The organism is Haladaptatus sp. AB643 (genome assembly GCF_024136975.1).
Taxonomy (GTDB): domain Archaea; phylum Halobacteriota; class Halobacteria; order Halobacteriales; family Haladaptataceae; genus Haladaptatus.
This window is the reverse complement of record NZ_JAMYJW010000015.1, coordinates 82,589-97,107: the sequence shown is the minus strand read 5'-3', so window position 1 is coordinate 97,107 and position 14,519 is coordinate 82,589. Positions and strand designations below refer to the sequence as shown.

Here is a 14,519-nt window from a genome sequence, read left to right as displayed (position 1 = left end):
CGGTCCGATAGCCCGGTATGACGAGGATAGCGCTCCCACTGTCTCCGTGAATCGACAGAAAAACCGCCTGAACACGGTATCGATGCGCGTCTCGGTGACGTACGGGACCGTTCGTCCGACGAACTGGAACGGGACTATTCGCAGGCGAGTCGCTTCAGCGCACCGCCGAGCACCTGCGTCGCGGCGGCACAATCGTCCCAGTCGGTCCACTCCAACGGGTTGTGGGAAATCCCGTCCCGTGACGGGGCAAACAGCAAGCCAGCGTCCGTGACGTTCGCGACGTGCATGGTGTCGTGGGCCGCGCCGGAGTGCAGTTCGAGCGTTTCGATACCCGCGTCGTCCCCGGCGGCACACAGGGCGGTTCGACAGCGCTCGCTCATCGGTACCGGGTGGCGGTTCCACGGGCGCTCGAACTCGGCGGTCACGGGGCGCTCGGTCTCGATTCGATCGAGACTCGTTCTGGCGCGGTCGACGATGTGTTCGATGGACTCCTGCTCGATGTCGCGGACGTCGAGGCTCAGTTCGACACGTCCCGGGATGACGTTCGGCGCGTTCGGTCGCACGTCGAGTTTACCGACGGTGGCAACTGCCGTGTCCGAATCCGTTTCGACGTCCGCGGCCGTTTCGATATCGAGAACGAACTCGCTGCTGGCAGCGAGCGCGTCCGACCGGTCCGGCATGAGCGTCGATCCTGCGTGATTCGCCTCGCCGGTAATCCCGACGGCACAGCGGGAGAGTCCCGTGATCGTGGTTACGACGCCTGCGGGAACGTCCGCCGCTTCGAGGCGCTCGCTCTGTTCGATGTGGAGTTCTAGCCACGCGTTCCACTCGTCGGCCGCGACCCGCCCATCCCCGCGAAAGCCGATGTCGTCGAGGGCGGATTCGAGGGTCACGCCCGCATCGTCTTCCAACGAGAGGGCCGTCTCGGGAGCCATTTCCCCGGCGGCGACCGCCGAACCGAGCAGGCCGCCGTCGAACCGTTGGCCCTCCTCCTCGGTGAAACAGACGACGTCGACCGGACGGGTCGGTTCGATTCCCGAATCCTGCATCGCTCGGACGCTCTCCAACGCCGCGTACACGCCGAGCGGACCGTCGAAGATGCCTCCTTCCGGCACCGAATCGAGGTGGCTCCCGGCGGCGACCGGTGCGGCGTCCGGATCGGCGCTTTCGGGCGTCCACCGGCCGACGATGTTTCCGACGTGATCGATGCGAACGGCGAGTCCGGCGTCCCGCAACCGCTCGCAGAAGTATTCTCGTGCGTTTCTATCCGCCTCCGTTCCAGTGAGGACCGTCCGACTGTGGCCCTTCTCGACTGCGACCGATCCGAACGCCGCGTTGGTTTCGATATCACTCCGCAGTCGGTCCTCGCTTACTTGCATGCCTCTTCCGGGAGTTGTCCAACCCTCCTATTTGATTGTTTCCCAAACTGATATCGAACGTATATATTTCGTGATTTATCACCTACTTCATCGTGCGTGACTGGACGATTCCGAATTCCAACGCCGTTTCCACCGTCGTCCAGACCGATATCGGTCCGCCTTTTTCACGTTTCAACTAAATATCCGCGTAATGCACAACATTTATGACGGGTAACTGAGTTCGATATTCTATGCCAAGCGATAGCAATAGCCGCGATGTTGTTGAAAATAGCGACACGGCCGGAAACGGACGCGTCGACCGCCGAGCATTCCTCGCCGCGACGGCGGCCGGCGTTCCGGTCGCGCTCGCGGGATGTCTCGGAGGGAACGATTCCGGCGGGTCGGACGGCAGTGGCGGAGGCGGCGACGGAAGCCCGAAATCCGGTGGAACGCTCCAGTGGGGCGGTGCCGTTCCGGTTCAGGGACTCGACCCGCACCTCGAAAGTGCCGCCGCGACCAACCGCGTGCTCGAAAACATCACCGAACCGCTCATTCGGTTGGCTCCGGACTACTCGCTCAAGCCCCATCTGGCGAAGAAGTGGACGACGTCCGACGACAACACCAAACTGGAGTTCACGCTCGAAAAGGGTGTGAAGTTCCACAACGGCGACGAGATGACGTCCAAGGACGTGCTCGCCACCTTCGATCGGATCGCCAACGGCGATTATCTCGCCACCGGCTTCTTCGACTTCGTGGACTCGATGAAGAACCCGGACGATCAAACCTTCGTCGTCCAACTGTCCGAACCGTTCGCGCCGTTCCTCTCGCGGATGTCGACCGGTGAGATGCACATCGTCCCCGAGAAACAGGCGAAGAAGAAGAAGATCAATACACCCATCGGGACGGGCCCGTACCAGTACGACAGTCGCGAGGTCGAAACCTCGTTCACGATGACGAAGTTCGACGACTACTGGAACACCAGCGACGAGAACGGCCCGTTCCTCGACAAGATCGTCAAGAGCGAGATCAAGGACCCCGACGTGCGCCTTCAATCGTTCCGTGCGGGTGAGTACGACTTCATCAACGGCGTCCCGCCGAAGGACGTCGAGTCGCTCAAAAACGACTCGTCCGTCCGCTTCGAGAAGCAGTTCCCGAAGGCGTTGGTCTACCTCGGGTTGAACTGCAACAAGAAGCCGTTCAACAACAAACACGCCCGTCTCGCGCTCGATTACGCGCTCGACAAGGAGAAAATCGCCGAGGCAGCGCTGTACGGCACCGGTAAGACGACCGCGACGCCTGCGGCACCCGGCAGTCCGTGGGTCGACAAGGACATCAAGCCGCGTCCGCGCGACCTCGACAAGGCCAAGGAACACCTGAAGAAGGCGGGAATGTCCGACGGCTTCTCGGTTTCGTTCAAGATTCCGCAGTCCTACCCGACGCAGGTGCAGGGAGCGAAAGTCATCTCAGACCAGGCATCCGATGCCGGAATCAACCTCAACATCCAGAAGATCACGTGGAGCACGTGGCTGTCGGACGTGTACAGCAAGCAGAACTTCGAGGCGACGACCAGTTCGTACCTCGCGCTGACGTACCCGGACGTCTCGTTCTACAAGTTCCTCCACCCGGATGGAGCGTTCTACTTCACCGGTTGGAACAACAGCGAGTACAACAAACTGGTCGAGAAGGCACGGCACATGTACGACGAGGACAAGCGTGCTAACCTGTACAAGAAAGCGACCAAAATCTTCCACGAGGACCGCGCGGGTCACCTGCTGCTCTGGTGGCAGGCGAACCTGTACGCCGGTTCGAAGAAGTACAAAGGGAAGATCGGAACGGCCGACGGTTCGACGCTCCGATTCGAAGACAACTGGTTGGACGAATAAGATGGAGGGACACCATGTCGATGTCTGATTATCTACTGCGGCGGTTGGGGTTCATGGTGTTAACCCTCCTGTTCGTGACGCTGATAACGTTCGTTGTGACGACGATCCTGCCCGGAAACGTCGCGTTGCTCATCCTCGGGCCGAACGCGACTGACAAGTCCATTCACGCGCTGCAAGCCCAGATGGGCCTCGATAAGCCCCTGTACGTCCAGTACATCGACTGGGTGCTCGGGCTTCTGCAGGGCGATATGGGGACGTCGCTTCGGTTCGGCGACCCCGTCATCTCGCTCATCGCAGAGAAGTTGCCGCGGTCGCTCCTGCTCGCCGGTGCAGCGACAGTCATCGCGGTCGTTCTGGCGCTGCCGCTCGGCGTCATCGCCGCGGTGAAACAGAACGACATGCCGGACCTGTTGGCGTCGATGTTCGGTTTCATCGGTGTGTCGATTCCGATCTTCCTGTGGGGACTGGTGTTCATCCTCGTCTTTGCCGTCTGGCTGAACGTCCTCCCGACCGGCGGATACGTCCCGCCGAGCGAGGACCCAATGGGAACGCTAACCCACCTCATCCTCCCGGCGTCGGCGATGGGATTCGCACTCACCGCGTACATCATGCGGATGACCCGGTCGTCGATGCTCGAAGTGATGTCGGAGGAGTACATCAAGCTGGCTCGGTCCAAAGGCATGACCCAGCGGGTCATCGTCCTCAAACACGCGCTTCGGAACGCCATCATCCCGGTCATCACGGTCATCGCGTTTCAGTTCAGCTACGCCTTCGGTGGCGTCGTCGTGCTGGAACAGGTGTTCTACTGGCCGGGCATCGGCAAACTGATGCTGACCGCCATCCAGAGCCGCGACATCCCGCTGTTGCAGGGTTGTATCCTGGTCGTCGCGGTGATGTACATGCTCTCGAACCTCGCCGCGGACATCCTCTACGGCTACTTCGATCCGCGGATTCGCTACGGGGGGAGTGAATAATGGCGACCTCAACGTCGAACTCGACGACTTCTTCCGCGCGGATGGAGCGGTTCGAGCGGTTCGCCCGGCAATTCAGGAACAACACCAAGGCCATGATCGGTCTCGTTATCGTGGTCGCGCTCATCGTGGTCGCGATTTTCGCGCCGGTCATCGCACCGTATTCGATCCAGAAGACGTCCATCTCCGACCGAACGCAGCCACCGTCGGTCGACCATCCGTTCGGCACCGACGACCTCGGTCGGGACATCTTCAGCCGCGTCGTGATGGGAAGCCGTATCTCGCTGAAGGTCGGCTTCGGTGCCATCACCGGCGCGCTCCTGATCGGGACGATAATCGGACTCGTCTCCGGTTTCTACGGCGGGATCATCGACGAACTGCTGATGCGGTTCATGGACGCCGCGATGTCCTTCCCGCCTATCCTCCTCGCACTGACCCTGTTGGTCGTTCTCGGGCCGGAGCTCGACAACGTCATCATCGCGTTGGCGTTCGTTTACACGCCGTACATCGCCCGCGTCGCCCGGAGCGCGACGTTGTCCGAGCGAAACGAGGCGTACGTCGAGGCGGCCATCGCCCGCGGGGAGAGCAACCCCTACATAATCTTCAGCGAGGTGTTACCGAACTGTTCGGCCCCGCTGCTCGTGCAGGGGTCGCTGAACATCGCCTTCGCGATGCTCGCGGAGGCGAGCCTGTCGTTCTTGGGGCTCGGTGCACAGCCACCGACGCCCTCGTGGGGGCTGATGATCAACAATGGAAGCGGCTTCATGCAGACCGCGCCGTGGATCATCATCTTCCCCGGTATCGCCATCGCCGTCACCGTCATCGGGTTCAACCTGCTCGGTGACGGCCTCAGAGACGTTCTCGACCCCAAGGTGGATTCGATAGAATGAACCGAGAAAACACGGACGGCGGACGGCAACCCCTCCTCGAAGTTCGCGACCTCAGGACGGAGTTCCTCACGGAGGACGGGGCGGTCGTCGCCGCAAACGACGTATCGTTCGCCCTCGATGCGGGCGAGACGATGGGCTTGGTCGGGGAGAGCGGTGCCGGAAAAAGCGTCACCGCCCGTTCCCTGCTCCAACTCATCGATACGCCCGGCGAGATAACCGGTGGCGAAGTTCTCTTCGACGGCGAGGACCTGCTCTCGCTCTCCGAGAAGAAGATGCGCGCTGTTCGCGGGAACAAGGTCGCGCTCATTCCGCAGGACCCGATGTCGTCGCTCAACCCGGTGCTCACGGTCGGCGAGCAGATCGTGGAGACGATCATGCACCACCAGGACAAGGACCGACCGGCGGCGCGCGAGCAGGCCATCGAGGTGATGCGGGACGTCGAGATTCCGGATGCGGCGGAGCGGTTCGACGATTATCCCCACGAGTTCTCCGGCGGGATGCGCCAGCGTGTCCTCATCGCCATCGGGCTCTCCTGTAAGCCGGATCTGATCATCGCGGACGAACCGACGACGGCACTCGACGTGACGACCCAGGCGAAGATCCTCGACCTGCTGAACGACCTACAGGACGAGAAAGGTATGGCCATCCTGATGATCACGCACAATCTCGGCGTCGTCGCCCAGACGTGCGATCACGTCGGGGTGATGTACGCGGGTAACCTCGTCGAGACCGCGGAACTCGACGACCTGTTCGAGAACCCGCGCCATCCGTACACGCGCGGCTTGATCGATTCGATTCCCCAAGCGGACGTACAGTACGACGAACTCCCGACGCTCGACGGGGCGATGCCGGACCTCACCGACTTGCCGCAGGGATGTAACTTCGCGCCGCGCTGTGCGTACGCGACCGAGGCGTGTCGAACCGGCGGGAACCCCGAACTCGCTCCGGTCGAAGGGACGACGTCGCGTGCGGCGTGCATCCACGCGAACGACCTCGATCTGAGTCAGGGGTACGAAGCCGAAGGATCGGGCCACGAACGGAAGCAAATCGACCGAAGCGGCGAGCCGCTGTTCGCGGTGAAGAACCTGAAGAAGCATTTCCCCGCTGGGGACGGGTTCTTGGGTAATCTCACGTTTTCGCGGTCCGACGGCGGCCTCCCGACGCTCGAACGACAGGCCGTCAAAGCCGTCGACGGCATCGATTTCGACATCTATGAGGGCGAGACGGTGGGTCTCGTCGGCGAGAGCGGTTGTGGCAAATCGACGGTCGCACGCACCGCGTTGAAGCTCCTCGAACCCACCGACGGTGAGGTGTACTTCGAAGGTGAACCCATCCACGAGATGGGGAGTTCGGAAATCCGGAGCCTGCGCCGCGAGATGCAGATGATCTTCCAGGACCCGCAATCCTCGCTCAACCCGCGGAAGACGGTCGGGCAGATAATCGGGCGGGCGATGGAGAAACACGACATCGCGACCGGCAAGGAAAAGCGGGAGCGAACGCGCGAGTTGCTGACGCGCGTCGGTCTCTCGCCGGATTCCATCCACAAGTACCCCCACCAGTTCTCCGGCGGACAACAACAGCGCATCGCCATCGCGCACGCGCTCGCCGTCGAACCGAAGCTTATCGTCTGTGACGAACCGGTTTCGGCGCTCGACGTTTCCGTCCAGGCACAGATACTGAATCTGTTGAACGAGATCCAAGCCGAGTACAGTCTCTCGTACCTGTTCATCTCGCACAACATCGGCGTCGTGCAACACATCTGTGACCGCATCGTGGTGATGTATCTCGGAAAGGTCGCCGAGGTCGGCACCGTGGAACAGGTTTTCTCGGCCCCGTTCCATCCCTACACCGAGAGCCTCCTCTCGGCGGTGCCACACGCGGACCCGGAACGGAAGAGCAACCGCATCCTGCTCGAAGGAAGCGTTCCGAGTCCGCTGAATCCACCGTCGGGCTGTCCGTTCCAGACCCGCTGTCCGAAGAAGATCGGGGAAGTCTGCGAGGAGACTGAGCCCGTCTTGGAGGAAACGGAACCCGGTTCCGATCATCGGATTTCGTGTCTCCTGTCGGTCGAGGAGATGAGCGAACGCCGGTCAGTCGGCGAACCGGTCGAATCGAATCCCGGCGAACGGGTCCAGTAACTACAGCGGTTCACATTCTGTAGTCGCGTTTTCGGTCCGTCCCCACGATGCGATCGTCTTCGGTCGAGTACCGACGGGTCCATCGCCGAAAGAAATGACTCTTCCCTGACTGTTTCTATTATTGTCGCGTAAACAACTTCAATGACTTAAATAGGGGATATTAGGAACCGGTTCATCATCGCGAGTCGGGGAGGTCGTCAGCGGTCAGGATGGGTTCGAAAACATCGCTGGAAATCGAGGAGACCGATTGGGCACACCCCGTTTCGAAGGAAATTATATAGTGGTCCTCCGGGAAACGAAGAAGCGTAGAGGGCAATGACTCGAGAATCACCGACCCCCGTGAGGACGACCGCGCGTTCGTTCGACATCATCGAGACCCTGCGCGAACTCGACGGTGCCCGTCTCACCGAGGTTTCCGCCCATCTCGACCTCCCGGACAGCACGGTCCACAATCACCTCCGGACGCTCGTGCAGCGAGGCTACATCGTCAGGGACGACAACACCTACTACGTGAGTCTCCAGTTCCTCGACTTCGGGGAGTACGCCCGCTCGCGGCGCAAGGTGTACGAACTCGCCAAGTCGGAGATCGACAAACTGGCCGACGAGTCCGAAGAATCCGCGAACTTGCTCGTGGAGGAGGGCGGCCACGGCGTGTACATTTACAACGCACGCGGCGGCGACGCCATCCCGCTCGATACTCATCCCGGAAAACGCGTCCCACTCCACGCGACCGCCTTGGGAAAGGTGATCCTCGCGTACCTCCCGGAAAGCAGGGTAAACGAGATCTTCGATCGACTGGGCTTGCCCGCCGAAACGCCGAAGACGATCACCGACCGCGAGGAACTCCGCACCGAACTGGAGCGCGTCCGCGAGAACGGACGCGCGGTCGACGACGAGGAACGCGTGCCCGGCATCAGATGCGTGGCGGTCGCCATCAAGAACGAGAACGGCCAAGTCATCGGAGCCATCAGCGTCTCAGGTCCGGCGAGCAGGATCGACGCCGACCCCGACGGTTCGCTTCTCGACGACCTCCTCAGGGCGAAGAACATCATCGAGTTGAAACTCGCACATGCGTAAACGATACCACAAATCGGAAACGAAAACCGACTACGGGTTCATCTTGTCGTCCATCGTCGAGACGAGAGTATTGCTCGTGTCCTGCGAAAGCTCCCAACACATCGTCCCACCGTAGCCGTTGTTCTTCACGAACTCCGATTTGTTTCCGATCGACGCCGCATCGTCGTAGGAGACGAACGTGTTTTCTGCCGCGGAATAGAGCCACGGAACCTGGGCGGTCGAATGCCAGTGATACACGTAGTCCGACTGCGGTTCGATGTTCTGTTTGATATCGTAATATGTCACCGAACTCGAGGACTCGAACGAGTTGAACAGTCCGTCGTCGTCCGATGCGACGCCCGAATACGACCGTCCGTAGAACGGCATTCCCATGACGAGTTTGTCCTTCGCGATTGGTTTCCCCGCCCAATACTGCATGTGGTGTTTGACGTCGAAATCCGACGACGACTTCGGGGCCAAAAACGGCGCGTTGAAGTTGGTCTCGCTGCTCCAGTCCCCGTGGTAGTCGTAGGTCATGACGTTGACGTGATCCAGGTAGTCGCTGATAGTTCCCACCTCGTAGGCGTCGTCCACGATGTTCGGGTTCGGGGATGCCGCGATAGAGAGGTGCGTCCACGGGCCGAATCGCGCGTCGAGTTCGTCCCGACACGCCTTCAGGAGGAGCGAGAAGTTGTGCGGGTCGGCGGACCGAATCGACCCGTCCGGGTACTCCCAGTCGAGGTCGAGACCGTCGAACTGGTACTCCTCCATGATGTCGACGGCCGTCTTCGCGAACCGCTGGCGTCGCGTCGCCGTCGATGCGGCGTCCGAGAACGTCCCCGAGTACCATCCGGCGCTGATGGAGAGCATGAACACCGTGTTCGTGTCGTCGTACGTCGCCAGTTCGTCCAGCAGGTCCGCGTCCGACGAACTACCGACGCTGACCGTCCCGTCCGACGCCACGTCGAGGAAGGCGAAGTTCAAGTGCGTGAGTTCGTCGAACGGAACGTCCGAAGGCGTGTAACTCCCCGCATACGAGGGATAGTACCCGACGACGCGATTGCCGCCACTCGCCGCCTCAGCCCCGCTAGCGGCGATTCCATCTGCTACGACCATCGCACCGGTTCCCTTGAGGAACGTTCGCCTCGACGCGTTCGTCGTCAGTTTCCGTCCGATTCCATCGTGCCTCCGTTTTTCTCCCGTCATATTTCACTATAGAAAATGCAAAATAATAAAATTTATTCCCATCCGTTTGAATTATAGTCTCGGCACCGTTCGACCGACTCGTCATGGCGTCGCCGTTCCGTCTTGACGGAACCCAAACCGTTATACGGCCGATACGAGCAGTGTATCCCATGACTGCAGCGATGCGTCTCTCTCCCGTCGCGTGGGCGGCGAAGACACGACGCGAAATCCGCGATGTCGGCGCGGCCGATGGGTCGGTCGTCGTCGTCCCCGTCGGCAGTATCGAACAGCACGGCCACCATCTCCCCGTCGCCACCGACACGCTGTTGGCCGACGCGGTGGCCCACGCGGGCGCGGAGCGCGCCGCGGACGACGTACCGCTCCTCGTGACGCCGCCGGTGTGGTCGGGCTTTTCGCCCCACCACCTCTCGCTCGGGGGCACCATCTCGCTCGAACTGGACGACTTGCTCGACCTGCTCTCCGACGTGGCCGACACCGCGCTCGAAAACGGCTTCGACGGCATTTGCTTCGTCAACGGTCACGGTGGCAACGGCAACGCTATCGGGAGCGCCGTCAGCATCGTCGGCAAGGAACACGAGGAAGTGGAAGTCGCCGGACTGACCTACTTCCAACTCGCCGAACCGTTCATCGACGAGATTCGGGAGAGCGACGTCGGCGGGATGTCCCACGGCGGCGAGTTCGAAACGTCGCTCATGCGCCATCTACATCCCGAACTCGTGAAGATGGACGAGGCCGACGCCGAATACTTGGACGAACCGTACGACCGCGGGATACAGGACCTCCACGTCGGCGGCCCGCTCTCGACCTACCGCCCGTTCGAGGAGTACTCCGATTCGGGAGCCATCGGGGACCCGAAACTGGCGACCGCGGAAAAAGGCGAGGAACTCCTCAGCAAGTTGGCCGACGAGGTTGCCGACGTGTTTCGAAACGTCTCCGATCAGGCGCGGTGACGACCGTCTATCGCTCCGTTTCGACGCCCGGAATCGTCACCGGAAGTCGGCCGGTAAACTCGCCGCGGCCGACCAACAGGTCGGCCACGGCGGCGAGCGAGGTCGGTGTGTCGTCGTACGTCGTCAGGTAGGTCCCGACCTCCGACATCGCCGAGAGGTCGTACGGATTTCGCATCGCGACGACGATGGGGTTCGCACCCGCCGCGACCAAGTCGTGAACGGCGTCCGCCTGTTCGGGATTCGAGGCCGCGTCGGATGTACAGACCACTGTCAGGCCGTCGGTTTCTACTCCTGTTCCCGGTGACTCACCGTCCCTGAGAACCGTGGCATCGACTGGCATTCCCACGTCCGAAAGTGCCGAGGCGAACTCGCCGCCGCTGTCGTGGGACTCCTCGGCGATGGTCCCGTCGCCGCCTTCGAACTCGTAGACCGAAACGCGGTCGCCCTCGGAAAGCGGGAGCGAGTCCGCGTCGTCACGGACGAGCGTCGCCCCGCGCTCCGCGACGGTTCGGGCAACCGTTTGACAGTCGGCGGCCGCGGTTTCCCACTCCTCCTCGTCGCCGACGTACCCCGCATCGTACGCCCCCTTGGCGTGAAACACCCGCCGAACGGCGGTGTCGATTCGCTCCTGGGGGATGCGTCCCGATTCGACGGCGTCGATGACGGCGTCGATGGCGGCGTGCTGCTTGCGCGGCGTGTGCGAGACGAATATCTGGTTACATCCCGCTTCGACGGCCTGCACGCAGCCTTCAGCGGTACCCACGCTGTCGGCGATGGCGTTCATCTCCATGCAGTCGGTGAGGACGAGGCCATCGAAGCCGAGTTCCTCCCGAAGGAGTCCCGTGACGACTTTTCGGGAGAGCGTCGCGGGTCGCTCCGCGTCCTTCGTGATGGTCGGAAACGCGACGTGCGTCGTCATTATCGCCCCGATGCCGTCCTCGATGGCCCGCCGGAACGGCAACAGTTCGACCGCGTCGAGGCGCTCCCGGTCGTGGTCGATGACCGGCAAATCGAGGTGGGAATCGACCGCCGTGTCGCCGTGGCCGGGGAAGTGCTTTCCGCAGGCGACGACACCGGCGTCTTGAAGCCCGCCCGCAAAGTCGGCACCCAGTTCCGCGACGTGTTCGGGTCGTTCGCCGAACGACCGGACGCCGATGACGGGATTGTCCGGGTTGTTGTTCACGTCGAGGACCGGCGCGAGGTCGATGTCGATTCCGAGGGAACGCAGTTCCCGTCCGACGGCGTTCCCGGCCCGTGCGGCCAGGTCCGGGTCGTCGGCCGCGCCGAGCGCCATGGCGCTCGGCAGTTCGGTCCCCCACGAGAGGCGTGCGACTCGGCCGCCCTCCTGGTCGATAGTGACGAACAGCGGTGGCAGTTCCTCCGGGACGAACCCCTGTAGCGTCCGTGAGAGGGTTCGAACCTGTTCGGGCGATTCGACGTTTCGACTGAAGTAGATGATACCGCCGAGATTCCGTTCGGCGACGAGTTCCTCGATTTCCCCGGTCGGCGTGAGGCCGTCGAACCCCGCGACGAACAGTTGGCCGACCTTCTCCTCCAGCGAGAGGGCCGCGACCGCCGATTCCAGTCCGGTGACGTTCGATGGCGAGTTCGTCGATGTCGATGCCGATGTCGGTGATTCCGGTTCGCTTGGTGCGCTCGTCATGGCTATCAGTACCGCAGGTACTCGGCCCGTGCGTCGAGGAACTCGGTGCGGTCGTCCTCCCAACTGCTCACGATCGTTTCGGCGATTTCGCGGGGGGCGGTCGAACCGTCCGCGTCGTCGATCGTCTCCCGAAGATAGCTTCCGCCCGCCAACTTGTCGATGAAATACTCGTCGTCGTAGGCGATCCACTCGGGATCGTCGTACGTCGTGAACGCCGAGGCGAGCACCGTCAGGCCCACCATCACGGGATCGACGGCGTCCCGGTCGAGGACGTGAATCTGCACGCCGGTGACGTTCTCGCGTTCGTGTTTCGAGAACGTCGGCGAGAAGTACGCTGGCCGAAAGGCGACGCCGTCCAGGTCCTGACTGGACAGTTCCGACGCCCACTCGTCCCCGTCGATCCACGGTGCGCCGACGAGTTCGAATGGCTTCGTCGTTCCCCGTCCTTCCGAGAGGGTCGTCCCCTCGAAGAAACACATTCCGGGGTACAGCGTCGCGGTTCCCGGTGTCGGCATGTTGGGCGAGGGGTACACCCATGGGAGGTCGGTGTCAGAGAACCAATCCGACCGTGACCAGTCGCGCATCTCGACGACTTCCACGTCCGCACCCATGTCGAACTCGCCGTTGAAGTACGTCGCCAACTCGCCGACCGTCAACCCGTGGACGATGGGCAGTTCGTAGCCGCCGACGAACGAGGACGTTTCCGCGTCGATTCGGTTTCCGGTGACCGGGAGCGGCGAGACGGGGTTCGGACGGTCGAGGACGACCATCCGCTTGTCGGCTTCTGCGACTCCCTTGAGCGCATATCCCAGCGTGTAGATGAGCGTATAAAACCGACAGCCGACGTCCTGCATGTCGTACACGATGGTGTCGATATCGTCCACCATCTCCGGTTTCAGCCGCCGTTGTTCGCCGTAAAGGCTCTTCACCGGTAATCCCGTTCGGTCGTCGGTGCTGTCTTCGACCTTCACACCGGCTTGCGCGTCGCCGCGCAGGCCGTGCTCCGGCCCGAACAGTTTGCGCAAGTCGAACTCGTCGCGCGCATCGAGGAGGTCTATCGTCGTGTTGAGGTTGCTGTCGGTACCGGACGGGTTCGTGATGAGTCCGAGGCGTTCGCCGTCGACCGTCTCGGGACAGTCGTCCAGTAACCGTTCTACGCCGAGCGTAACCATATCTTCGGCAATGCGTTATCTCCTTAAAAAACCCCGTGTGAGTCGAGACTAGTTCTCCGGCTTGACGACCGCCGCGTTCAGCCAGTCGAGATGGGCCTCACCCATGAGCGCGTGGTTGTAAACGTGGAGTTCCTCGCCGAGTTCACCGACCTCTGCGACGAACGTCCGCCACTCGTCCTCGGAACCGATGACGTCAGGGTCGAGAGTGACTCCGACATCGACCGGCATCTCGACGGCGTCTCGGTACCCGCGAACTCGCCGCCGGGCGAGGTCCCGGTCGTCCGTGTAACAGAGCGCGATGATTCGGTCGAGATGCGGCCGAATCCGGTCGAGGACGACCCCCGCTGGCCACCCGTCGTTCGGGTCGCGGCCGAGTCCGTCCGCCGCCGAGTAGGTCAACTCCACGTCGCCGCTGGCCGCCGCGATTCGGGAGAGGAAGTCGTCGATGACCGACGCGCGGAAGTCGAAGAGGTCCGCGAGCACGGGTTCCTCCTCGGCGAGTTGCGCCAGCGATCCGACCTGTTGTTCCGGGGTTCGGAGAACGTCACGTACCAGTGACCGGACGATTTCGCGGGCACGGTCGAAATCGACGGCGTGGTCGGCCGCTCGTACCCGACAGGCCGAACAGAAACACTGGGAGACCAATAGTTGCTCGTCCGGTCCGCGGACGACCTGGTTCTTCGCGTGACCGAACGTCGAACCGTGGGGATGGAAGACGCTCGGGAAACCGATCGATTCGAGGTTGATGGCCGAAATATCGTACTCCGCGAGCGAGCGAACGACGCCTTCGAAGTACGCGTGAACCTCGGGATTCGACGGGCAGAACGCGTGCTCGTGGGCGTCGCCGAACGCGCTCTCGACGCGAAACTCCGGGTTCTCCGACGCGAGTTTCGTATTGTGAAAACAGACGAGCCACGCGTTGACGTCGATACCACCGTCGGTCAACCGTTCGACGACGTCCCCGAACGGGTCGGGGTGACCGTCGATGTCGTTCACGGGCGGATCGATGGGCGTGTCGGTGAATTGCTTCGAGTCAGGTGTGAAATAGCACCCCCCCTCGTACGATTCGAACAGCGTGCCTGAGGAACGCGGATCGAGCGTTCGGATGGAGTGATAGTGCGCGGCGACGTTGACGCCCGTCACGCCCAGTTCGGCGAGTTCACGCCTCGTCGTGTCGGGCTGTTGAGAGAGCAGACGCCACGGATAACTCCAGACTGCGACCATACCAGCCA

Annotated in this window: 11 protein-coding genes; 6 read left to right on the top strand and 5 right to left on the bottom strand. The window is 62.1% G+C overall.

Annotation, left to right across the window (positions count from 1 at the left end; translation table 11 throughout):
* Window positions 1-134 precede the first annotated feature (134 nt).
* Complete coding sequence (locus NKF25_RS22050; RefSeq protein WP_253228791.1) at window positions 135-1,379, bottom strand: Zn-dependent hydrolase; 1,245 nt, start codon at window positions 1,377-1,379, stop codon at window positions 135-137.
* Between the two features lie 230 nt (window positions 1,380-1,609).
* On the opposite strand from NKF25_RS22050, the gene NKF25_RS22045 reads away from it, so the two are divergent.
* From NKF25_RS22045 to NKF25_RS22025, 5 genes are all read left to right on the top strand, one after another.
* Window positions 1,610-3,241, top strand: a complete 1,632-nt coding sequence (locus NKF25_RS22045) for an ABC transporter substrate-binding protein (protein ID WP_253228790.1) — start codon at window positions 1,610-1,612, stop codon at window positions 3,239-3,241.
* A gap of 14 nt (window positions 3,242-3,255) precedes the next feature.
* On the top strand, window positions 3,256-4,215 hold the full coding sequence (locus tag NKF25_RS22040) for an ABC transporter permease (protein ID WP_253228789.1): 960 nt from the start codon (window positions 3,256-3,258) through the stop codon (window positions 4,213-4,215).
* A complete protein-coding gene (locus NKF25_RS22035) occupies window positions 4,215-5,102 on the top strand; it encodes an ABC transporter permease (RefSeq protein WP_253228788.1) in 888 nt (295 codons plus the stop codon). Before NKF25_RS22040 ends, NKF25_RS22035 begins: the two co-directional genes overlap by 1 nt.
* On the top strand, window positions 5,099-7,240 hold the full coding sequence (locus NKF25_RS22030; RefSeq protein WP_253228787.1) for an ABC transporter ATP-binding protein: 2,142 nt from the start codon (window positions 5,099-5,101) through the stop codon (window positions 7,238-7,240). The genes NKF25_RS22035 and NKF25_RS22030 overlap by 4 nt, the downstream gene beginning before the upstream one ends.
* Window positions 7,241-7,555: 315 nt before the next feature.
* Window positions 7,556-8,317, top strand: coding sequence for an IclR family transcriptional regulator (locus tag NKF25_RS22025; protein WP_253228786.1), 762 nt, complete (start codon window positions 7,556-7,558; stop codon window positions 8,315-8,317).
* Between the two features lie 30 nt (window positions 8,318-8,347).
* On the opposite strand, the gene NKF25_RS22020 is transcribed toward NKF25_RS22025, so the two are convergent.
* Entirely contained in the window at window positions 8,348-9,502 is a 1,155-nt protein-coding gene (locus tag NKF25_RS22020) for a glycoside hydrolase family 18 protein (RefSeq protein WP_253228785.1), read from the bottom strand.
* Window positions 9,503-9,651: 149 nt separating this feature from the next.
* Between NKF25_RS22020 and NKF25_RS22015 the strand changes: the two genes are divergently transcribed.
* Window positions 9,652-10,452, top strand: coding sequence for a creatininase family protein (locus tag NKF25_RS22015; protein ID WP_253228784.1), 801 nt, complete (start codon window positions 9,652-9,654; stop codon window positions 10,450-10,452).
* Window positions 10,453-10,459: 7 nt separating this feature from the next.
* Here NKF25_RS22015 and nagZ read toward each other — a convergent pair whose 3' ends face one another.
* From nagZ to NKF25_RS22000, 3 genes are read right to left on the bottom strand one after another with little or no spacing between them, the layout of a single operon-like run.
* Window positions 10,460-12,115, bottom strand: coding sequence for a beta-N-acetylhexosaminidase (nagZ, locus tag NKF25_RS22010; RefSeq protein ID WP_253228783.1), 1,656 nt, complete (start codon window positions 12,113-12,115; stop codon window positions 10,460-10,462).
* 5 nt (window positions 12,116-12,120) lie between these two features.
* Window positions 12,121-13,287 carry a DUF1343 domain-containing protein gene (locus NKF25_RS22005; RefSeq protein ID WP_253228782.1) on the bottom strand — a complete coding sequence of 389 codons (1,167 nt, stop codon included), beginning with the start codon at window positions 13,285-13,287 and terminating at the stop codon, window positions 12,121-12,123.
* 48 nt (window positions 13,288-13,335) lie between these two features.
* A complete protein-coding gene (locus NKF25_RS22000; RefSeq protein WP_253228781.1) occupies window positions 13,336-14,511 on the bottom strand; it encodes a hypothetical protein in 1,176 nt (391 codons plus the stop codon).
* Window positions 14,512-14,519: the final 8 nt, after the last annotated feature.